At 64.8% G+C, this 19,319-nt stretch carries 21 protein-coding genes, 1 tRNA gene and 1 riboswitch; of the genes, 8 read left to right on the top strand and 14 right to left on the bottom strand.

Annotated features, from left to right (window positions below; genetic code table 11):
• The first annotated feature begins 7 nt into the window (after window positions 1–7).
• The 5 genes from recQ to I6A82_RS03820 all read left to right on the top strand — a co-directional run bounded on the left by recQ (window position 8) and on the right by I6A82_RS03820 (window position 5,262).
• Window positions 8–1,783 (top strand): DNA helicase RecQ, encoded by a 1,776-nt coding sequence (recQ, locus tag I6A82_RS03840; protein ID WP_198093809.1) that lies wholly within the window; start codon window positions 8–10, stop codon window positions 1,781–1,783.
• A 63-nt stretch (window positions 1,784–1,846) separates the two neighbouring features.
• A complete protein-coding gene (locus tag I6A82_RS03835; protein WP_198093808.1) occupies window positions 1,847–2,281 on the top strand; it encodes a TIGR01244 family sulfur transferase in 435 nt (144 codons plus the stop codon).
• A 10-nt stretch (window positions 2,282–2,291) separates the two neighbouring features.
• The gene (locus I6A82_RS03830) at window positions 2,292–2,690 is read left to right on the top strand and encodes a hypothetical protein (protein WP_198093807.1); all 399 of its coding nucleotides are present in this window, start codon (window positions 2,292–2,294) and stop codon (window positions 2,688–2,690) included.
• Window positions 2,687–3,616, top strand: coding sequence for a sterol desaturase family protein (locus tag I6A82_RS03825; RefSeq protein WP_198093806.1), 930 nt, complete (start codon window positions 2,687–2,689; stop codon window positions 3,614–3,616). The genes I6A82_RS03830 and I6A82_RS03825 overlap by 4 nt, the downstream gene beginning before the upstream one ends.
• A 56-nt stretch (window positions 3,617–3,672) precedes the next feature.
• Complete coding sequence (locus I6A82_RS03820; protein ID WP_198093805.1) at window positions 3,673–5,262, top strand: GMC family oxidoreductase; 1,590 nt, start codon at window positions 3,673–3,675, stop codon at window positions 5,260–5,262.
• Between the two features lie 5 nt (window positions 5,263–5,267).
• Here the strand turns inward: I6A82_RS03820 and I6A82_RS03815 are convergent, their stop codons facing one another.
• The 4 genes from I6A82_RS03815 to I6A82_RS03800 form a co-directional block, all read right to left on the bottom strand.
• A complete protein-coding gene (locus I6A82_RS03815; RefSeq protein ID WP_232343268.1) occupies window positions 5,268–6,086 on the bottom strand; it encodes an acyl-CoA thioesterase in 819 nt (272 codons plus the stop codon).
• 126 nt (window positions 6,087–6,212) lie between these two features.
• A riboswitch (cobalamin riboswitch) is annotated at window positions 6,213–6,416 on the bottom strand.
• A gap of 91 nt (window positions 6,417–6,507) precedes the next feature.
• Entirely contained in the window at window positions 6,508–6,792 is a 285-nt protein-coding gene (locus tag I6A82_RS03810) for a DUF167 domain-containing protein (protein WP_198093804.1), read from the bottom strand.
• 126 nt (window positions 6,793–6,918) lie between these two features.
• Complete coding sequence (locus I6A82_RS03805) at window positions 6,919–8,772, bottom strand: methyl-accepting chemotaxis protein (protein WP_198093803.1); 1,854 nt, start codon at window positions 8,770–8,772, stop codon at window positions 6,919–6,921.
• A gap of 205 nt (window positions 8,773–8,977) precedes the next feature.
• Window positions 8,978–9,052, bottom strand: a tRNA-Gly gene (locus tag I6A82_RS03800).
• Between the two features lie 211 nt (window positions 9,053–9,263).
• Between I6A82_RS03800 and I6A82_RS03795 the strand changes: the two genes are divergently transcribed.
• On the top strand, window positions 9,264–10,187 hold the full coding sequence (locus I6A82_RS03795) for a tetratricopeptide repeat protein (protein WP_198093802.1): 924 nt from the start codon (window positions 9,264–9,266) through the stop codon (window positions 10,185–10,187).
• Complete coding sequence (locus tag I6A82_RS03790; RefSeq protein ID WP_187335099.1) at window positions 10,187–10,828, top strand: LON peptidase substrate-binding domain-containing protein; 642 nt, start codon at window positions 10,187–10,189, stop codon at window positions 10,826–10,828. Before I6A82_RS03795 ends, I6A82_RS03790 begins: the two co-directional genes overlap by 1 nt.
• 21 nt (window positions 10,829–10,849) lie before the next feature.
• Here the strand turns inward: I6A82_RS03790 and I6A82_RS03785 are convergent, their stop codons facing one another.
• From I6A82_RS03785 to I6A82_RS03755, 7 genes are all read right to left on the bottom strand, one after another.
• Window positions 10,850–11,470, bottom strand: coding sequence for a MarC family protein (locus tag I6A82_RS03785; RefSeq protein WP_198093801.1), 621 nt, complete (start codon window positions 11,468–11,470; stop codon window positions 10,850–10,852).
• Window position 11,471: 1 nt separating this feature from the next.
• A complete protein-coding gene (locus tag I6A82_RS03780) occupies window positions 11,472–12,206 on the bottom strand; it encodes a hypothetical protein (protein ID WP_198093800.1) in 735 nt (244 codons plus the stop codon).
• Complete coding sequence (gene folD / locus I6A82_RS03775) at window positions 12,203–13,096, bottom strand: bifunctional methylenetetrahydrofolate dehydrogenase/methenyltetrahydrofolate cyclohydrolase FolD (RefSeq protein WP_198093799.1); 894 nt, start codon at window positions 13,094–13,096, stop codon at window positions 12,203–12,205. Before folD ends, I6A82_RS03780 begins: the two co-directional genes overlap by 4 nt.
• A gap of 3 nt (window positions 13,097–13,099) precedes the next feature.
• Window positions 13,100–13,408 carry a YggT family protein gene (locus I6A82_RS03770; protein ID WP_187335095.1) on the bottom strand — a complete coding sequence of 103 codons (309 nt, stop codon included), beginning with the start codon at window positions 13,406–13,408 and terminating at the stop codon, window positions 13,100–13,102.
• A gap of 125 nt (window positions 13,409–13,533) precedes the next feature.
• Window positions 13,534–14,151: a hypothetical protein gene (locus I6A82_RS03765; protein ID WP_198093798.1), complete on the bottom strand. Its 618-nt coding sequence runs from the start codon at window positions 14,149–14,151 to the stop codon at window positions 13,534–13,536.
• Between the two features lie 47 nt (window positions 14,152–14,198).
• The gene (gene argB, locus I6A82_RS03760) at window positions 14,199–15,104 is read right to left on the bottom strand and encodes an acetylglutamate kinase (protein ID WP_198093797.1); all 906 of its coding nucleotides are present in this window, start codon (window positions 15,102–15,104) and stop codon (window positions 14,199–14,201) included.
• A complete protein-coding gene (locus tag I6A82_RS03755) occupies window positions 15,101–15,754 on the bottom strand; it encodes a queuosine precursor transporter (protein ID WP_198093796.1) in 654 nt (217 codons plus the stop codon). Before I6A82_RS03755 ends, argB begins: the two co-directional genes overlap by 4 nt.
• Window positions 15,755–15,867: 113 nt before the next feature.
• Here I6A82_RS03755 and I6A82_RS03750 point away from each other — a divergent pair, with 113 nt between their 5' ends.
• The gene (locus I6A82_RS03750; RefSeq protein ID WP_198093795.1) at window positions 15,868–17,187 is read left to right on the top strand and encodes a NupC/NupG family nucleoside CNT transporter; all 1,320 of its coding nucleotides are present in this window, start codon (window positions 15,868–15,870) and stop codon (window positions 17,185–17,187) included.
• On the opposite strand, the gene I6A82_RS03745 is transcribed toward I6A82_RS03750, so the two are convergent.
• From I6A82_RS03745 to modA, 3 genes are read right to left on the bottom strand one after another with little or no spacing between them, the layout of a single operon-like run.
• Window positions 17,184–17,801 carry a molybdenum ABC transporter ATP-binding protein gene (locus I6A82_RS03745; protein WP_198093794.1) on the bottom strand — a complete coding sequence of 206 codons (618 nt, stop codon included), beginning with the start codon at window positions 17,799–17,801 and terminating at the stop codon, window positions 17,184–17,186. The genes I6A82_RS03750 and I6A82_RS03745 overlap by 4 nt on opposite strands.
• Window positions 17,791–18,480 carry a molybdate ABC transporter permease subunit gene (modB, locus tag I6A82_RS03740; RefSeq protein WP_198093793.1) on the bottom strand — a complete coding sequence of 230 codons (690 nt, stop codon included), beginning with the start codon at window positions 18,478–18,480 and terminating at the stop codon, window positions 17,791–17,793. The genes I6A82_RS03745 and modB overlap by 11 nt, the downstream gene beginning before the upstream one ends.
• The gene (modA, locus tag I6A82_RS03735) at window positions 18,480–19,283 is read right to left on the bottom strand and encodes a molybdate ABC transporter substrate-binding protein (RefSeq protein WP_198093792.1); all 804 of its coding nucleotides are present in this window, start codon (window positions 19,281–19,283) and stop codon (window positions 18,480–18,482) included. Before modA ends, modB begins: the two co-directional genes overlap by 1 nt.
• Between the last annotated feature and the right edge of the window lie 36 nt (window positions 19,284–19,319).

The following is a 19,319-nucleotide window of genomic DNA, read 5'->3' as shown; positions in this document are numbered from 1 at the left end:
AGGCGCGATGACCGAAACCGCGCCGCGCGATCCCAAAGACATCCTTCATTCCATCTTCGGCTTTTCCGGCTTTCGCGGACGGCAGGAGGAGGTGGTCGAACGGATCATGCGCGGGGACAATACGCTAGCGGTGATGCCGACGGGCGCGGGTAAATCGCTTTGCTATCAAGTGCCCGCCGTCGCCCGGCGCGGTACCTGCATCGTCGTCTCCCCGCTCATTGCGCTGATGCACGATCAGATGCGCAGCGCGGACGCGGTGGGCATCAAGGCGGCAACGCTCACCTCGGTCGACGAGAACCAGGCCGAAACGATGCGGCGTTTCCGGGCGGGCAATCTCGATCTGCTCTATGTCGCGCCGGAACGCGCCACCAATCCGGTGTTTCAGGACATGCTGTCCGCCACCGATCTGTCGCTGTTCGCGATCGACGAGGCGCATTGCGTTTCCGAATGGGGCCATGATTTCCGGCCCGATTACCGGCTGCTGCGCCCGATGCTCGACCGGTTCGAGCATGTGCCCCGCCTCGCCCTCACCGCCACTGCGGACAAGGCAACGCGCGAAGACATTCTGGTCCAGCTCGGCATTCCGCAGGACGGGCTGATCCTGGCGGGGTTCGACCGGCCCAATATCCGCTACGCGATCAGCCCGAAGACCAACGTCACGAAGCAGATCACCGAATTCGTGCGCGAGACGCCGGGCGCGGGCATTGTCTACTGCACCAGCCGCGCGGCGACCGAGAAGCTTGCCGAAAAACTGGAAGCGACGGGCCGACCCACGCGCGCTTATCATGCCGGCCTGCCGCCCGCCGAGCGCGCCGCGGCGCAGGCCGAATTCGTCGCGTCCGAAGATATGATCATGTGCGCCACTATCGCCTTCGGCATGGGCATCGATAAGCCGGATGTGCGCTTCGTGGCACATGCCGGCCTGCCCAAATCGGTGGAGGCCTATTATCAGGAAACCGGCCGTGCGGGCCGCGACGGCGATCCGGCGGCGGCGCATATGTTCTGGGGCGCAACCGATTTCGCCACCGCCCGCCAGCGCCTCGGCGAAGTCGAGGAAGCACGGCGCGAGGGAGAGCGGACCCGGCTCAACGCGCTCGCCGCCTTGGTGGAAACGCCGGGCTGCCGCCGCGCGGTGCTGCTGCGCCATTTCGGCGAGGACCCGCCCGCGCAATGCGGCAATTGCGACAACTGCATCGATCCGCCCGACACGCGCGAAGTGACGGAACTGGCGCAGAAGCTGCTCTCCGCCGTCTACCGAACCGGGCAGAGTTTCGGCGTCGGCCATATCGAGGCGGTGCTGGTGGGATCGCAGAGCGAAAAGGTGCTCGAACGCGGGCATCACGCGCTGTCGGTACACGGGATCGTCGAGGGTGAGGAGACGCGGCTGATCAAACCGCTGGCCCGTCATCTTCAAGCGTTCGAGGCGCTGCTGCCGACAGAGCATGGCGGCCTGCGCCTAGGCCCCGGTGCCAAGCGCATCCTGAAGGGGCAGGAGGAGGTCCGCATGGTCGAGCCGCCCGAACGCACGCGCGGCGGCCGTGGGCAGGGCGCGGCGGCGAACCCCACTGGCGATCCGCTGTTCGAGGCATTGCGGGCGGAGCGCAAGCGCATCGCCGCCGAACAGGGCATCCCCCCTTATGTGGTCTTCCACGATTCGGTGCTGCGGGAGTTCGCCGCGCAGCGCCCACAATCAGCGGTCGAGCTGGGCAAGATCAGCGGTGTCGGCGCCAAGAAACTGATCGCCTTCGGCGATGCCTTTCTGGACGTGATCCGGCAGTACTGAATCCGCCCCTCGACTTCACTCGGGCGCAGGCGTTAGGGTGCGCGAAATTCAGACGGAGGCCCCATGAACATTCGCCAGATCAATTCCACCGTCTACGCCGCGCCGCAGATCGTGCCGGAAGACGTGGCAGAGGCCAAGGCGATGGGCGTGAAGCTCATCATCAACAACCGCCCCGAGGGGGAGGAAATCGGTCAACCGGACGGCGCGGAGATCGAAGCGGCTGCCGAGGCGGCGGGGCTGCATTATATCGCGATCCCCGTCACCCATGCCGGCTTCAGCACGCCGCAGGTCGATGCGATGCGCGCCGCGCTGGACGAGAATGAAGGCGGCAAGACGCTGGCCTTTTGCCGCAGCGGCACGCGTTCCACCCTCCTCTGGGCGCTTGCCGAGGCGAAGGACGGCAAGGACCCGGACGATATTGCGGAAGCCGCCGCTGCCGCGGGCTATGACGTTGCGCCGGTGCGCATGCTGCTGGACGCTTTCGCCAAGGCGAACTGATCGGCTTCCCATGAACCTTCCGATGATCCTCGGCTCGATCGGTGCCATCGCAGTGGTGGTGCTGATCGTGCGCGGGGTGCGGTTCCAGGCGAAGAAGCTGGGGCCGGATGAGGCGGAGCATTATTCCGAAGAAATGGTGTCAGGCTTCACCGCCATAGAGGCTGCGACATGTCAGAACCGGCAGTCCGCGCTCGTGCTGGGCGATGACGGACGCATCGTTCTTCTGAAACGCGTCGGCGGACGGTTTGCGGCGCGCGCGCTGAAACCCCCGATCCGCTGCGAACGGCCCGAGCCGAACCGGTTGGTCATCGACAGCGCCGAGCGGCATTTCGGCAAGATCGAGGTCTGCATCGACGATGCCGGGACATGGCAGCAACGCCTGCGCGGGGGCGACAGCGCAGGGCCATGAACGACCTGCCCGATCCGGTCACCCTCGCCATTCCCGGCTTCATCCTGCTGATGATCGCCGAAATCGTGATCATGCGCCGGCGCGGCAGCGATGCCTATGAAACGCGCGATACCGCCACATCGCTGATGTTGGGCTTCGGCAGCACTCTCGCCGGTCTGCTGTCCGCCGGGCTGATTTATGCGATGGCGGACGCGGCCCACGCCTTCGGAGCCGATACGCTGCGCCTGCCGCAATTCGGCTTCGCCTGGTGGGTCTGGCCGCTCTGTTTCGTGGCTGACGATTTTGCCTATTATCTGTTCCACCGCTCCGCGCATCGCGTGCGCTGGTTCTGGGCGGCGCATGTCGTCCATCATTCCAGCCAGCACTATAATCTGTCGACCGCGCTACGGCAGACATGGACCGGCTTCTTCGCGCTGGCCTTCCTCTTTCGCCTGCCGCTGTTCCTGGTCTTCCCGCCTGCGATGGTCTTTTTCTGCGCGGGCCTGAACCTGGTCTACCAGTTCTGGATTCATACCGAGGCGGTGCGCCGCATGCCGCGCTGGTTCGAGGCGGTGATGAATACGCCGAGCCACCACCGCGTCCACCATGGCACCAACGCGCGCTATCTGGACCGCAATTATGCCGGCGTTTTCATCGTCTGGGACAGGCTGCTCGGCACGTTCGAGGCCGAGCGGGACGATGAACGCATCCATTACGGCCTGGTCCACAATCTCGGCAGCTTCAATCTGCTCTGGGCGGCATTTCACGAATGGGCCGGTATCATGCGCGACATCTGGCACGCGCCTTGGCGCCATAAGCTCGGCTATCTCTGGCGCGAACCCGGCTGGAGCCACGACGGCAGCCGCGAGACGAGCGCCGTGATCCGCGCGCGCTGGGAGGATGCACGCACGAAGAAGGCGGTCGACCAAGCGCCGGAGAGCCGGTAGCCTTCATCAACACGGACCGGTCGCAATAAGCGCCGGCGGAGAGGATCGGAAAGCTCATGCAGGAATTTGATGTCATCGTGGTCGGCGGCGGATCGGCCGGAAGCGCCGTTGCGGGACGCCTCAGCGAAGACCCCGCGCGCAGCGTCTGCCTGATCGAGGCGGGCGGCACCAATGACGATTGGCGCGTGAAGACGCCGGGCATGATGCCCTTCCTGCCCGACAACACCAACTGGCATTATTCGACGATCCCGCAAAAGGGCCTCAATGGCCGCATGGGCCATCAGCCGCGCGGACGCGGCATGGGCGGCTCCTCCGCGATCAACGCCATGCTCTATATCCGCGGCAATTCCTGGGATTATGACAATTGGGCCGCCATGGGCTGCACCGACTGGGCCTATGAAGACGTGCTGCCCTATTTCAAACGCAGCGAATCGAACGAGCGCGGCGGCGATGCCTTCCATGGCGGCGACGGGCCGCTGTCGGTTTCCGATCAGCATTCGGTGAACCCTGGCAGCAAGGCGTTCGTGGAAAGCGCGGCCCGGCTTCAGATGCCGCTGAACGAGGATTTCAACGGCGCTCGTCAGGCCGGCTTCGGCATCTACCAGACCACTACCAAGGGCGGCGAACGCTGGACGGCCTCCCGCGCCTATATCGATCCGGTGCGTTCGCGCGAAAACCTCCACGTTCTCACCGGCGCGCTTACCGAAAAACTGATCGTGGAGAACGGCCGCGTTACCGGCGTGCGCATCCAACGCGGCGGCGAGACGCAAACCTTGCGCGCGCGCGGCGCGGTCGTGCTGTCCGCAGGCGCGTTCGGCAGCCCGCATATTTTGCAGCTGTCGGGCATCGGACCCGCAGAGCACCTGCGCTATCACAGCATCGATGTGGTGCTCGACAAGCCGTCGGTGGGTGAAAATCTGCAGGACCATATCGATTATGTGGCGAGCTTCGAGACACGCTCGCGCGATTTCATCGGCGATTCGCTCACCGGGACGCTGAAGATGGCGCGTGCCATGGTGGAGCATCGCCTGCGCCGCACCGGCATCATGACCACGCCTTATGCGGAAGCGGGCGGCTTCTGGTCCGCCGATTCGGACGCACCCGCACCGCAGATCCAATATCATTTCGTCCCGGCGATGCTGGAAGATCACGGACGCGAAAAGGTGAAGGGCCATGGCTTTTCCTGCCATGCCTGCGTGCTGCGGCCTGAGAGTAAAGGCTCGGTTCGCCTTAAATCGAACGAGCCGGGGGATATGCCCGCCATCGATCCTGCCTTTCTGGAGGATGATCGCGACATCGCATTGCTGCGCGCAGGCGTGCGGCAGATGTACCGCATTTTCGAAACGACCCCGCTGGCCGAATATCAGATGCGCGATCGTCATCCGGTCGACCTCGATGACGACGACGCGCTGGACGAAATGCTGCGCAACCGCTCGGATACCGTCTACCACCCCGTCGGCAGCTGCGCGATGGGGCCGGACGACACGGACGTGCTGACCCCGCGCCTGAAGTTTCGCGGGCTCGAAGGGCTCTACATCGCCGATGCGTCGGTGATGCCGAAGATCGTCAGCGGCAACACCAACGCTCCGTCGATCATGATCGGAGAACGCTGTGCGGACTTCCTGCGCGAAGACCTGCGCGGCTGAACCGATCAGACCTTGGCCCCTTCGATCGGCTGCGGCCTGCCCTCCCGGTCCACCGCGACCATGGTGAAGCGGGATCTAGCGGCGTGGCGGCGATCGCCCGTGAGCAGGTTCTCGGCGAGCAGATCGACCCCGATCAGAATGGAACTGCGGCCAACCTCAAGCGGGCGCGCCGCCAGCTCTACCATCTCGCCGGACCGGATTTGCGACGCGAAGTCGATCCGGTCCGACGATGCCATGACGATGCTGGCCCGGGCACGGCGCGTCGCGGCGACGAAGGCCGCCTTGCCCATCATCTTGAGCGCATCGCCGCCATAGAGTGTGCCGTAATGGCTGGTCTGCTGCGGGAAGACGATGTCGACCATTCGTAGCGTCCCCTCGTCGACCGGGGCTGGGTCCTCGGGCAATGGCGGCAGGGGAAGCCTGCTATCCTCGCCTTTCATCGCCACCAGCGTGAAATGCCCGCGCGTGCACAGCCGCCGCTCGGCCGAGATCGGATCTTCGGCCACCAGTTCGACCATGACGCCGAGCGAGCTTGTCCCGACGCGAACCACCCGCCCGCTCGCCTCGATCAGTTCACCGATCCGCGCAGGAGCGGCGAAATCGATCTTTTCCGACGACGCGGTGACGAAAGGGGCCCGCCCGTGACGCGAGGCGGCAAGGAACGCGACCTTGTCCATATGCGCGAGCGCCACGCCGCCGAACAGCGTGCCGTGATGGTTGGCATCGGACGGAAAGATGGTGTCGATCAAGCGGATGACGTCGCCGCCGGTGTGTTCGCGATCGGCCATCGGCGGAGAGCCGGGCGTGGTGGTGGTAAGGGTCATTCTTTCTTCATCCCCGAAGATGGCGGGCGGGGATGGGCCGGGCACCGGGCACCGACGCGGCCATCGGCCACAGGCCCGAGGCTCGCGCATGACGCACAAGCGACCAGACCGGACACCCCGCCGGTGGACGTTATGGCGTCGAAGGCAGGTCTCCTGGCTCGCGGGTCGACACGGACGGTCCGTCTTCCCGGCGGACGATCCCGCCAGTGACATCAATGGACCGCCGCTAACCGCTTACAGTTGCGGGGGCAGCACCGGTCTTACACCGGCTTCCCGTCTTAGCTCCGGCGCGACCAAAAGGCCGACCGAAGAACCTTGACCATTACGCTGTCGGCCATGCGGCCCCTCGCCGTCAAGGCTATGGAGATATCTTCCGCCGACGCCCCTTGCACCCGATCCGACTGCGCAAACGCGCGTTCGGTCAGAGCAACCGGATCAGCTTGTTCCGGCTCGTCGTGCCGCGGACCAGTTCCAGCGTCGAAGCGGAGCGCCCTAGCGCTTTGGCGATCAATTTCAGAACGGCCCGATTGGCTTTGCCGTCCTCGGGCGGCTCGGTGGTTCGCACGGCCAACACGCCGCCTTCTGCAGGCAATATGATCGCGTCGGCGGAAGCCCCGGGCGAGACGCGTATTTCCAATCCACCCTCGGCGTCGACCAGTGCGAGGATATCCCACTTCGGCGGCATGGAGGGTTTCGGGCGGGCCATCAGCTTTTGCAAATGAATGCGAAGGGAATAAGCTCCTCGGCGCCTTCGTGGCGGCCGCCCGTCCCGCCCGGACTCCGCGAATCGCGAGCCCGGGCGAGCATGACTACATTGCCATCGTTCGGCCGGTTAGAATTCGGACCAGTCGTCCTCGTCGACCGCCAGCGCGGTGTTGCCCACGACCTGCGGCGCGGCAGCGGCGGGACGACGCGTCTGAAACTGCTGCTGAGGCTGAGACTGAGCCTTGTTCGCCGCCACCGGCAGGGCCCGCACATTGGCACCGTTCTTTTGCACCCGGAAGCGGCCGATCTGCTGCGACATATTCTGCACTTCTTCGGCAAGGCTGCGTGCCGCCGCGGTGGCCTGCTCCACCATGGCCGCGTTCTGCTGGGTGACGCCGTCCATTTCGCCCACCGCGGTGTTGATCTGCCGCAGCCCGGTGGACTGCTGATCGGCGGCATCCGCGATTTCGGAGACGAGCCCGTCGACCTCGGCAATGCGCGCTATGATCGTTTCGAGCGCCTTGCCGGTCTCGCCGACCAGTTCCACGCCGTTTTCGACCTGGCTGGAGGACGCCGTGATTCGCGCCTTCACATCGGTGGCGGCCGCCGCCGACCGCTGGGCGAGCGCGCGCACTTCCGAGGCGACAACCGCAAAGCCCTGTCCGGCATCGCCCGCCCGCGCCGCTTCCACGCCCGCATTGAGCGCCAGCAAATTGGTCTGGAACGCGATGCCGTCAATTACCGAGATGATTTCGACGATCTCGTTCGATGTGCGTTCGATGCTGCCCATCGCCTCCACCGCACTGCGCACCGTCTCGCCGGAGCGTTCCGCTTCGTCTCGCGCGGTGCGCACGGCGCTGTTCGCGCTTTTCGATTTGGCCGCCGTGCTCGCGACGGTGCCGGTGATCTGCTCCAACGCCGCGGCGGTTTCTTCGAGCGATGCGGCCTGCTGCTCGGTGCGCTGAGACAGATCGTCCGAAGCCTGGCGGATATCGCTGGCTCCGTCATTGATGCCGGTGGCTGCAAGCGTCAATTGAGACAAGGTGGTCCGCAGCGCTTCCGCCGTTTCGTTGAAGTCGGTCTTCAACTTTTCATAGGCTTCGGGAAAGTCGCCTTCCAGCTGATAGGTCAGATCGCCGCTCGCCAAAGCGGAAAGTCCCTCGCCAAGTGTTTCGGTGGCGTGCGACGCGGCAAGAGCTTTCTCCTGTTCTGCGTGGACCACTGCTTGACGGAAGGTTTCCACCGATCGCGCGATATCGCCGATCTCGTCCTGCTGATCGAGATGCGGAACCTGTGCGCTGCCCTTTTGCGCGGCCAGTCCGCGGATCGTATCGGCGAGCGCACGAACGGGAGCGATAACCTTGGAGGAGACGATCGAGAGCGAGATGACGAAAACGAGCAGCGCCAGCGCCACCAGGCCGATCGTCACATTCCGGCTCAGCAGAGCCGTTGCCGACGCGCCAGCGGCTGTCTTTTCTGCGTTTGCGATCTGCAGTGTAACCAGATCGCCCACCGTGCCGGACACCGGATCGATGCTCTGATACAATTTGTTTTCAACAAAGGAATCCAGCGCCTCCCTGTCTCCGCGCCGCAAGATCTGTTCGAGCTCCGCCACATTTGCGTCGGCCACGCGCATTTCGGCTTCGGCCTCTTCTGCGAGAAGCGCTTCTTCCCCTTCGATCTTGGTGGCCTTGTATCGGCGCCAGTTCGCATCGATCGCCTTGGCGCCAGCGCTTACGGTTTGGGCGGCTTCGGCAAAGCTGATCGTGCCGGCGCGGGCCTTGTGCGACGCATCGACGATATCGACCGCATATTTGTCGCCCACAATCTTCAGGTCGCTCATCGGTTCAACCTGATCCTTGAGGATCGATTGAAGCGCCACGCGTCCGTGGTTCATCTGCCAAAGCGACAGCACCGAAACGAACGTCGTAGCCATCGCCAGCGCAGCAAGACATGCGAAAAGCTTCTTCTTCAAAGTCATGGGATCTCCCTAAGAATCCGGGGGCTGATTCTTCAATTCGATCCGCATAGTTGCGCAGGCGTTAAGCTAATCCTTACAGGCCTGCTTCGCCCTCCCGCCCATGCGCGCCGGACAGAGACTGCGCACTATAAGACGCGTCGCCCGGCGAATGCGGCCACGCGCAAGGTAGACGCCGAAGCGCCTCGTACCAACGATGTCGAAAAACTGGAGCGGGCGAAGGGATTCGAACCCTCGACCCCAACCTTGGCAAGGTTGTGCTCTACCCCTGAGCTACGCCCGCTCTGGCGGCCGGAAGCGATACTTTCCGGCGGGTGGAGGCGGGCTGTTAGCAGCGCTTCGGAGAGCCTGCAAGCCCTTTAGCCGTGAAATCGAACATCGGTTGCACTCAGGCCCCGGGGGCTTGGCAAGCGCCCGTCGGTTCCCACATGATGCGGGAAGCACGCACCGTCATGCCGGTGCCCTGGAAATGAGCTGAAGAGGAAAGAGCGATTATGGCGAGCGCCGCGCTGACCACCGAAGAACAGAAGGCCGTGGACCAGTTCAGGAACGATGTGGTCGAGCCGTCGATGACGAAGCTCGTCATCCTCGATTTCTGGGCCGAGTGGTGCGGGCCGTGCAAGCAGCTGGGCCCCGTTCTGGAAAAGGTTGCCGCCGATTACGCGGATCGCGGCGTGAAGCTCGTGAAGATCGATGTCGATGCAAACAACTTCATCGCCTCGCAATTCCAGGTCCGCTCCATCCCCACGGTCTACGCCATCTTCCAAGGGCAGCCGGTCGCAAACCTCACCAATGCGCGCACCGAGGCGCAGCTCGCGCAGACGCTCGACCAGTTGCTCGAGCAATTGCCGATCGAGGTCGGTGCGGAGGATGGGGCCGAAGCGGCGAAGCCCGATTTCGCGCCGGTTCTTGAGGAAGCAGAGCGCCTGCTCGCGGCGGACGAGGCCGAGCAGGCCTATGGCACCTTCGCGTCTATCCTGCAGCAGGATCCCGAGCATGTGGAGGCGATCGGCGGCATGATCCGCGCGCTCGCCGCTGCAGACCGGACCGATGAGGCGCAGGGCCTGTTGTCCCAGCTGCCCGATGAGATGCAGGCCGATCCCGCGATCGAACGCGCCCGCGCTGCGCTGGCCATTGCCGCGGAAAAGCGTGATCCGGCCGAGCTGGAGGCGCTGCGCGCCAAGGTGGATTCAGCGCCGGACGATCATGAAGCGCGTCTGGAGCTCGCCAATGCGGAAATGGCCGCGGGCAACCGCGATGCAGCAGCCGATCACCTGCTCCACATCATCCGCGTGGATCGTGAATGGAACGAGGGTGCGGCGCGCACCCGGCTGCTTGCCTTGTTCGAAACCGTGGGGTTGGAAGACCCCTGGACCGCGCAGACCCGCCGCCGTCTTTCGCAGATCCTGTTCAGCTGATGGCCCCTGCCCTTCCGCTTTCCGGCGAGACGCTGCGCTTCGCCATCTTCCCCCTGCCCGGGGCGCTTCTGTTTCCGGGCATGCACCTGCCGCTGCACATTTTTGAGGATCGCTACCGCGCGATGATCAGCGATGCGATGGCGCGGGACCGGCGCATCGGCATGATCCAGCCGCGCGGACCGGGTGAACCGGCACCGCTCTACGAAGTGGGCTGCCTGGGCCGGATCGAGCAGATCGAGGCGCATGATGATGGCCGCTACGATATCCTGCTGGGCGGGCTGAAGCGCTTCACCCTGATCGGGGAGGTGGAGAGCCCCACCCCCTTCCGCCGTGTCGAGGCGCAGCTGTGGGAAGAAAGCGAGGAGGAAGAAGTGCTCAGCAGCATCGAGCGCGCCTCGCTGGAAGGCGAAGCAAAGCGCTTCGCCGAATCGATGGATTACCAGGTCGATTGGGAATCGATCAGCCGTCTGGACGACTATTCGCTCGTCAACGGAGCGGCGCAGGTGGTGCCGTTCGATTCGGCTGCCAAGCAGGCGCTGCTCGAGGCCCGCGGCCTGTCAGAGCGCGCCAGCCTGATCGTGCAGCTGCTGCAGTTCTTCGGCGCGCGCGACGGACCGACCGATCCCGCCACGCTGCAATAAACCTGAAAAAGCCGCTGCGGCTTAGGCGAAGCTCGCCTTCAGCCCATCGACCACGAACTGCGTCGCCAGCGCGGCGAGGAGCACACCGAGAAGGCGGGTAATCACCGCCTCGATCTTGGCACCCAAAACGCGCATCAGCGGTCCTGCCAATAGCAGAGCGACAAGCGTCAGCAGCAGCACCGAGGTCATCGCGACGAGCACCACCATGGTCTCCTCGATCCCGTTGGAGCGCGCCATCAGCAGCATGATCGTGGCGATCGAGCCGGGGCCCGCAATCATCGGCAGCGCCATCGGGAAGACCGAGACGTCCTCCACCTCCGGCGTTTCCAGAATTTTCTCGGCGCGGTCTTCACGCCGGGTCTGGCGCTTCTCGAACACCATTTCGAGTGCGATGAGGAACAGCATGATGCCGCCCGCGACGCGAAATGCATCGAGGCTGATGCCGAGCGCGCCCAACAGCTTCTCGCCGAACATGGCGAAGACCAGCAAGATCGCGAGCGAGACGACGATCGCGCGGATCGCCATCGCGCGCCGCTGCGCCGCGCTGGCGGCGCTGGTAAGGCTCGCATAGATCGGTGCGCAGCCGGGCGGATCGATCACCACGAAAAAAGTGATGAAGGCGGAGACAAACAGTTCGACCATATCAGGCTCCATTCCCCTGCGGCGCGGCGACGCGGTCGTCGATCACCGTCTCGTACCCCGAACCCTGCCACAGATCGACGATGACCTGACGGCTGCCGTCGGGCTGCACCAAGGCGCGCCAGACGATCGTCCGGTCATCCGAGCGGCCTTCGATGCTGTTTGCGGTAGGCGCGGCGTTCTGTGTCACGGTGGGCACATCGCCGCGGCAATCGCCGATGCGGGTGCGCACGAAATCGGGCTCGCGTCGCGGCGTGGCCAGCGTCGCCTCATGGGTCAGCACCCAGCCCCATTTGCCGCTGCGCGTATAGGGACGGTGCCAGATGGTCGTATAGTAACCGAAGCTGCCGTCGGGCCGCTGCATCGCGCCGGTGGTGGCGCCGGTGCGCCCGTCGCAGGACATGACGACTTCATGCGGCTGCCAGCGCATGGCCGCTGCCGGATTGGCACGATTGTTCAGCCAATCCTGCGCCCGCACGAGCTGCGGCACGAACATGACCGCGTCGGCGGCGGCAAAATCGCGCAGCGCGGTCCACTGCCCGTCCTCCCGCGCGGCCTGGCTCAGCGCGATCTGCTCGGCAACGAGCGCGCTGGGACTGGCGGTGCGTTCAAGCTGGGAGCCGTCATAGCCGCGCAGCACACGCTGGCCGTCCGGCGCCCGCTCGCCGCGCCGCGAACCGGGGCCGCTCGCGCAGGCGGCAAGCCCGGCCAGCAGCATTAGGGCCAGCGCGCGTTTCACAGACCCTCGGGGTCGCTCAGGCCGGCGCGGCGGTGCGCGGCCACCAGGGTGTTGCGGAGCAGACAGGCGATCGTCATCGGCCCGACGCCGCCGGGCACCGGCGTGATCGCGCCGACATGGTCCAGCGCCTCGGCGGTGGCAACATCGCCCACCAGCCGCGTCTTGCCCTCTTCGCTGCCGGGTACGCGGTTGATGCCGACATCGATCACGGTCGCGCCCGGCTTCAGCCAATTCCCGCGCACCATCTCCGCCCGGCCCACGCCGGCAACGACGATGTCTGCGCGGCGCACCACCGCCTCCAGATCGCGCGTGCGGCTATGCGCCATGGTGACAGTGCAATTTTCGCGCAGCAGCAGCTGGGCCATCGGCTTGCCGACGATGTTGGAGCGGCCGATGACCACGGCATCGAGTCCCGAAAGATCGCCGAGCCGGTCCCGCAGCAGCATCAGGCACCCGAGCGGGGTGCACGGCACCATCGCCTCTTCGCCCACCGCCAAGCGGCCTGCGTTGACGACATGGAAGCCATCGACGTCCTTGTCCGGATCGATCGCGGCGATCACGGCCTTGTCATCGATATGATCCGGCAGGGGAAGCTGTACCAGGATACCGTCCACCGTCTCGTCCGCGTTAAGCCGCTGAACCAGACTGATCAGCTCTTCCTGCGATACGTCATCGTTCAGGCGGTGCTCGAAGCTTTCCATGCCCGCCTCGCGCGTCGCTTTGCCCTTGGCGCGGACATAGACGGCGCTGGCCGGATCTTCCCCCACCAAAACCACGGCGAGACCGGGCGCGCGGCCCGCATGATCCCGAAACGCAGGCACGAGCCCGCCCACGCGCGCGCGCAGCTCAGCGGCAAAAGCCTTGCCGTCGATCAGGCGATCGGATGTCATGCGTCAAGCTCCGCTGGCAATGGAACTGGCGATGCCTTCGAGGATGATCATCAGCACGCGTAAGCCGAAGATCAGCACGATGGGCGAGAAGTCGATCATGCCCGTATCCGGCATGATCCGGCGGATCGGGCGCAGCACGGGGTCGAGGATCATATTCAGCGACTGATAGATCGCGGACACGAACTGGTTGGACATGCTGACCACGTTGAACGCGATCAGCAGGCTGAGGACGAACTGAACGATGACGACCGTGATCAGGATGCTGGAAAGCAGCCCGAGGATCTGGATTAGGATTCCCAAGAAGGTAAGCATGGCGACTCCGCTGGATTGCGCCCGCCACTAGGCGAGGCCCGCGGCGGCATCAACTGTTTTAGCGAGGTAAGACGCCTTGAGGCTCCGTCAAGGCTGCGTCCGCAAACTCCGCGTTCGCAGGAGGCTCAATCGACGCGCTTCAGGTCCGTGGAATAGATATGCCAACGGAGCTGCTCGGCCGTCGCGCCGGGCACATCGTCCACGCGGCGCAAAATGACGGGCCCTTGCAGCTTGTAATTTCCGCCTGATTTCAGTGTGCCGGTGATGGTCGTCGGCGCGGTGTAATAGAGGCTGCCAGCCGCGCCCTCCATCCGGCCGTTCGGCATTGCGACGGTGATGGTGTCATAGGGGGCGAAGCTCTCGGCATATTGCTGCTGGCTCATGCCGCTGCGCTTTCCGTCCTCACCGAATTGCGCCCACGCCTTGGCGAACTGCTTCTGCTCCAGCGCGGCGCCCCAGAACAGCAGCACATTGCGCGCGCCTTTTTCGCCCTTTTCGGCTGCCGGTACCAGCTCAGCAGGTGCCATATCGGCTGGACCGCTCGCCTCTTCGGTGAAGGATGTCGGCTGAGGCGTCGCTGCCGGCGACGGCAGCGGGGTGGGCACGGTTGCTGACATCGGCATCTCCGCCGTCTGCGGCGTTTCCGATGCATCCTTGGCGGGCTGCTCGGCCGACCCGGAATTGCACGCTGCAAGCAGAAGGGGGGCGAGGAGAAAAATGGCGCGCACGGAAAAACTCCACATCAGAACATGCTTGCGGCATCAACCCATGCGCAGCGCCCGATGTTCCCTCAGCCCGCCGCCTCGCTTAGCCGGATCAGCGTACCGGCACCGCGGCGGGTGAACATTTCGATCAGCATCGCATGCGGCACCCGACCGTCCAGGATGACAGCGGCGTCCACTCCGCCTTCGACTGCCTGCACGCAGGTTTCGAGCTTCGGAATCATGCCGCCCGAGATCACGCCCTGATCGGTCAGCTTTCCGATCTGCGACGGATTTAGATCGGTGAGCAGCTGCTTATCCGCATCGAGAACGCCGGCAACATCCGTCAGCAGGAACAATCGCGCCGCCTCCAGCGCGCCGGCGATGGCGCCCGCCATGGTGTCCGCGTTGATATTGTAGCTATGGCCATCTTCGCCCGCACCGATCGGCGCGATCACCGGGATCATGCCGGCACCGGTCAGTGTATCGACGATGGTACGATCGATCTTCGAAGGTTCGCCCACGAAACCGAGATCGACCACCCGTTCGATATTGCTGTCCGGATCGCGCTTGGTGCGTTGAAGCTTGGTGGCGGTGACCAGATTGGCGTCCTTGCCGGACAGGCCTACCGCCTTGCCGCCTGCCGCGTTGATCCAGCCGACCAGCTGCTTGTTGATCGCGCCGGACAGCACCATTTCGGCAATCTCCGCGGTCGCGGCATCGGTGACGCGCAGGCCATCGACGAACTCGCTCTCCACGCCGGTGCGTTTCAGCATCGCGCCGATCTGAGGGCCGCCGCCATGCACCACCACCGGATTGATGCCGACCGCCTTCAGCAGCACGACATCCTCGGCAAAGGCGCGCGCGAGCTCCGCATCGCCCATCGCGTGGCCGCCATATTTCACCACGAAGGTGCGGCCGGCATACGCCTGCAGATAGGGCAGCGCCTCGGCCAGCGTTTCGGCCTTTTGCAGCATGGCGGGATCGTGCGTCATAGAAGAGGCTTTCCATCGAGCCAGCGGCCCAGCTTCACCGCGCCGACAATCAGAAAGGGCACCACGACGATCGACAACGTCACCTTTGCCAGCATCTGACCGAGCAGCAGCTCCCAGATGGGAAACACGCCGTAGAAAGCGATCGTGATGAATAGCAATGTATCCACGATTTGGCTCAGCGCGCTGCCCACCGCGCCGCGGAAGGCCAGAAAGCGGCTGCCCTCTCGCCCGCGCAGGGCGCTGAAGATAGTGACGTTCAGGAATTGCGAGATGCCGTAAGCGATAATGCCGGCCACCATCAGCCTGGGGCTCTGCCCCAAGATCAGCTGAAAGCCTTCCAGCCGCGCCGGGTCCATATCCTCCGCAGCCGGGAGGCCGAGGACGAGCAGGATCAGCAGCATCGATCCGACGAGCGGCGCAAAGCCGATCAGGACGAGGCGGTTCGCCGCCTTGCGCCCGTGCAGTTCGGCCACCGCGCTGGACAGGACGACCAGCAGCAGAAAGCCGAAGATGCCGGCTTCCACGGCAAGCGGCCCCAGGGCCACCTGCTTGTTGCCCAGCACGCCGGACAGCACGGTCATACCACCGTAGAAGAGCGCGAAGACGAACAGTGACAGCGGCATCAGCCGCGAACCGGCGGGTGTTTCCATGAAGCCGCTGCTAGCGGCAGAATGGCCGCGCCCGCAAGCGCGTCCTTGCGTTTATGTCACGAAACCGCAAAGACGGCGCACGGAGCGAAGCGGCGAAGGGGCCCCTCGAATCGATGCGCATATTCTATAGCCTGTGCGGGATCGCGCTGATCCTGCTCATCGCCTTTGCGCTGTCGTCCAACCGCCGCGCGATCCGTCTGCGCGTCGTGGGCGCCGCATTCGCATTGCAGGCCGGCTTTGCCGCGCTGGTGCTCTACGTTCCGTGGGGCAATGACGTGCTGCAGTTCCTGGCGCGCGGCGTTTCCAATTTGCTGGGATATGCAGAGGCGGGCACACAGTTCCTGTTCGGCCCGCTCGCCGCGCCGGAAATCGGTGGCAACAGCTTCGCCATCGCTGCGCTACCCGTGATCATCTTCTTCGCCTCGCTGATCTCCGTACTCTATTATCTGAAGGTGATGCAGTTCGTGATCCGCTGGATCGGCGGCGCGCTGGAACGCGTTACCGGAATCAGTAAGGTGGAAAGCCTGTGCGCGGCGGCGAACATCTTCGTCGGGCAGAGCGAATCGCCGCTCGTCATCCGGCCCTATCTCGCCAATCTTACCCCGCAGCAGCTGTTCACGGTGATGAGCGTCGGCATGGCGGGTGTGGCTGGCACGATCCTCGCTGCTTACGCCGCCATGGGCATCCGCATCGACTATCTGCTCGCCGCCGCCTTCATGAGCGCGCCGGGCGGCATTCTGATGGCCAAGATGATGATGCCGGACGAGCTGAAGCCCAGCCACAAGCCGATGACGCTGCGCGATCCGCATCGCGAGAAATCGGAGCTGACCGACGGCACCGATCTGCCCCGCGGGCACCCCGACGCGGTCGCCACCACCACCGAAGTGGAAGCCGCGCCGATAGAGGAAGAGCGTGCGGAAAACATCATCATGGCCGCCAGCCAAGGCGCGCAGACGGGTGTGAAGCTGGCCGTGGCCGTGGGTGCCATGGTGCTTGCTTTCGTTGCACTCGTGGCGCTGGCGAACGGCATCCTCGGCGGCATCGGCGATTGGTTCGGCATTGCCGACCTCACCTTCCAGCGCATCATCGGCTATATCTTTTCGCCCATCATGTTCCTGATCGGCGTGCCGTGGGACGAGGCGATCCGCGCGGGCGGCCTGTTCGGCGAAAAAATCGTCCTGAACGAATTCGTCGCCTTCATCAGCCTCGGCAATGCCAGCGGCCTCTCCGCCCCCACGGTGGCAATCGTCACCTTTGCCTTGTGCGGCTTTGCCAATTTCAGCTCGATTGCGATCCAGATGGCGGTGACCGGCAGCCTGGCCCCCAATCAGCGTCCCGTCATCGCGCGGCTGGGCATCAAGGCACTGCTTGCCGGATCACTCAGCAATCTGATGAGCGCAGCGCTGGCGGGACTTTTCCTCGGGCTCGGCTAACCCATTTCGATGATATGATCGGCGAGGCGCTCGACTTCGCTGCGATCATGGCTGACGTAGAGGACCGGCAGTTTCAGATCGTCGCGTATGCGCTCGATCACCCGCATGATCTCCTCCCTCCGCGCGCCGTCCAGACTGGCGAGCGGTTCGTCCATCAGCAGGAAGCGCGGCGCGGACAACAGCGCCCGGCCAATCGCGACGCGCTGCGCCTCTCCGCCCGAAAGGCTGCGCGGCCAGCGGCCCAGCAGATGTTCGATCCCTAGAAATTCAATAGTCCGCTCGAAACTGATCCAGCGTTCGGTAACCGCGGTGAGTTTTTCGCCGTAACGCAGATTGGCCGCCACGCGCTTATGCGGAAACAGCCGCGCATCCTGAAAGACGTATCCGGCGCGCCGGCGCTCGGGCGGCAGATCAGTCGCCTCATCGAACAAGGTCTCACCCGCCACGACGATCCTCCCTCGCGCCGGCTTCAGCAACCCGGCGACCATGTTCAGAACGCTCGACTTGCCCGCGCCGGAAGGGCCGAACAGCGCGGTAAGGCCGGGTCCGGTGGCAAAGCGCGCGGCCACGGTCCGGCCTTCGAACCGGCATGTGGCATCGACGTCAAAAGACATGGCCGCTCCGTTGTCCGCGTCGCGCAAGCGCTTCGGATGCGATCAGTGCGCCAAGCGACAGCGCGATCGAGATAAGCGCGAGCCGTAGTACCTCCGCCTCCGCGCCGGGCACCTGCAGCGCCGAATAGATGGCGAGCGGCAGCGTGCGCGTTTCGTCCGGAATATTGGAGACGAAGGTGATGGTCGCGCCGAACTCGCCGATCGAGCGGGCGAAACCGAGGATCGTGCCCGCCAAGATACCTGGAAAGCACAGCGGCAGGCTGATCGTGAAAAAGGCGTGGGTGCGTGAGGCACCCAGCGTGCGGGCCGCCCCCTCCAGCCGCCGGTCGATCTGTTCGATCGAGAGGCGAATCGCGCGGACCATCAGCGGCAGTGCCATCACGGCGGCGGCAATGGCCGCGCCGGTCCAGCGGAAGATGACGGTGACGCCGAACCAGCTTTCCAGCCAGCGGCCCACCGGCCCATCCGTTCCGAATGCGATGAGCAGCAACCAGCCGATCACTACCGGCGGCAGCACGAGCGGCAGATGGACCAGCGCATCGAGCAGGAAACGGCCCGGAAATCGTGCGCGCGCCAGAACCCAGGCGAGCGCAAAAGCGATCGGCAGCGTCGCGGCCATCGCAGTCAGGCTGACCTTGAGCGACAGCGCCACCACGCCCCATTCGGCTGCGCTCAGCATCAGGGCGCGGTAAAGCCGTAGCGGCGGAAGATTGCCTGCCCCTCAGGCGAAAGCAGAAAGCCGCGAAACGCAGCAGCATCTTTCGATCGAGAGCTGTTCAATTGCGCCAGCGGATAGACAATCGGCGGATGCGAGCTGGCGGGAAAAGTTGCGACGACGCGCACCTTGTCCGACGCGGCGGCATCGGTGCCGTAGACCACGCCCGCCGCCGCAGCCCCGCGCTCCACAAATGCCAGGGCAGCGCGCACATTCTCGGCGCGCACGATATCAGGGGAAACCGCATTCCACTGCCCGAGGCTCTCTAGCGCGGCCTTGCCATATTTCCCCGCGGGCACTGCGTCGGGATCTGCCATGGCGAGCTTGCCGTCGCCCAGCGCCAGCGACAGATCGCCGCCCGGGCTCCAGGAAAGATTACTGTTTCGCGGCGCCACCAGCACGATGCTATTGCCGACGAAATTCGCACGGCTTTTCGGATCGATCAGCCCGCGCGCTTCGACATGATCCATCCATTGCTGATCGGCGGACAGGAACAGGTCCGCAGGCGCCCGCTCGTCAATCTGACGGGCAAGCGCGGAAGTTGCGGCGAAGGACAATGTCGGTCGCTCATGCTCCTTGGCGGCCCAGGCGTCCGCCGCCGCCTCCAGCGATTCCTGCAGGCTGGACGCGGCGAGCACCAGTGGCGGCGCGTTCACCGCCGAACCGCTTTCCCTGTCGCTCGTCGCGGGTCCACATGCCGCCAAGAGGGAAAGCGCCAGCGCAAGACAAAGGATCGCCACGGCCCGCGCGTCTGATATGGCCGCCATGATCCGCCCTGCTGCCATCCCAGACCCCTCATCACT

The organism is Novosphingopyxis sp. YJ-S2-01, assembly GCF_016093175.1.
Taxonomy (GTDB): Bacteria; Pseudomonadota; Alphaproteobacteria; order Sphingomonadales; family Sphingomonadaceae; genus Novosphingopyxis; species Novosphingopyxis iocasae.
The sequence above is the reverse complement of the archived record's forward strand: the minus strand, read 5'-3'. Positions and strand labels throughout refer to the sequence as shown.

What these genes read in the sequence shown, in the direction of transcription:
- I6A82_RS03820 (WP_198093805.1), top strand. Translation starts at nt 3,673, where the DNA reads ATGCAGGAATTTGATGTCATCGTGGTCGGCGGCGGATCGGCCGGAAGC.
- I6A82_RS03835 (WP_198093808.1), top strand. Translation starts at nt 1,847, where the DNA reads ATGAACATTCGCCAGATCAATTCCACCGTCTACGCCGCGCCGCAGATC.
- I6A82_RS03810 (WP_198093804.1), bottom strand. Translation starts at nt 6,792, where the DNA reads ATGGCCCGCCCGAAACCCTCCATGCCGCCGAAGTGGGATATCCTCGCA.
- I6A82_RS03785 (WP_198093801.1), bottom strand. Translation starts at nt 11,470, where the DNA reads ATGGTCGAACTGTTTGTCTCCGCCTTCATCACTTTTTTCGTGGTGATC.
- I6A82_RS03765 (WP_198093798.1), bottom strand. Translation starts at nt 14,151, where the DNA reads ATGTGGAGTTTTTCCGTGCGCGCCATTTTTCTCCTCGCCCCCCTTCTG.
- I6A82_RS03750 (WP_198093795.1), top strand. Translation starts at nt 15,868, where the DNA reads ATGCGCATATTCTATAGCCTGTGCGGGATCGCGCTGATCCTGCTCATC.
- I6A82_RS03755 (WP_198093796.1), bottom strand. Translation starts at nt 15,754, where the DNA reads ATGGAAACACCCGCCGGTTCGCGGCTGATGCCGCTGTCACTGTTCGTC.
- modA (WP_198093792.1), bottom strand. Translation starts at nt 19,283, where the DNA reads ATGGCGGCCATATCAGACGCGCGGGCCGTGGCGATCCTTTGTCTTGCG.
- I6A82_RS03815 (WP_232343268.1), bottom strand. Translation starts at nt 6,086, where the DNA reads ATGACCCTTACCACCACCACGCCCGGCTCTCCGCCGATGGCCGATCGC.
- I6A82_RS03795 (WP_198093802.1), top strand. Translation starts at nt 9,264, where the DNA reads ATGGCGAGCGCCGCGCTGACCACCGAAGAACAGAAGGCCGTGGACCAG.
- argB (WP_198093797.1), bottom strand. Translation starts at nt 15,104, where the DNA reads ATGACGCACGATCCCGCCATGCTGCAAAAGGCCGAAACGCTGGCCGAG.
- I6A82_RS03805 (WP_198093803.1), bottom strand. Translation starts at nt 8,772, where the DNA reads ATGACTTTGAAGAAGAAGCTTTTCGCATGTCTTGCTGCGCTGGCGATG.
- modB (WP_198093793.1), bottom strand. Translation starts at nt 18,480, where the DNA reads ATGCTGAGCGCAGCCGAATGGGGCGTGGTGGCGCTGTCGCTCAAGGTC.
- I6A82_RS03790 (WP_187335099.1), top strand. Translation starts at nt 10,187, where the DNA reads ATGGCCCCTGCCCTTCCGCTTTCCGGCGAGACGCTGCGCTTCGCCATC.
- I6A82_RS03770 (WP_187335095.1), bottom strand. Translation starts at nt 13,408, where the DNA reads ATGCTTACCTTCTTGGGAATCCTAATCCAGATCCTCGGGCTGCTTTCC.
- I6A82_RS03825 (WP_198093806.1), top strand. Translation starts at nt 2,687, where the DNA reads ATGAACGACCTGCCCGATCCGGTCACCCTCGCCATTCCCGGCTTCATC.
- I6A82_RS03745 (WP_198093794.1), bottom strand. Translation starts at nt 17,801, where the DNA reads ATGTCTTTTGACGTCGATGCCACATGCCGGTTCGAAGGCCGGACCGTG.
- recQ (WP_198093809.1), top strand. Translation starts at nt 8, where the DNA reads ATGACCGAAACCGCGCCGCGCGATCCCAAAGACATCCTTCATTCCATC.
- folD (WP_198093799.1), bottom strand. Translation starts at nt 13,096, where the DNA reads ATGACATCCGATCGCCTGATCGACGGCAAGGCTTTTGCCGCTGAGCTG.
- I6A82_RS03830 (WP_198093807.1), top strand. Translation starts at nt 2,292, where the DNA reads ATGAACCTTCCGATGATCCTCGGCTCGATCGGTGCCATCGCAGTGGTG.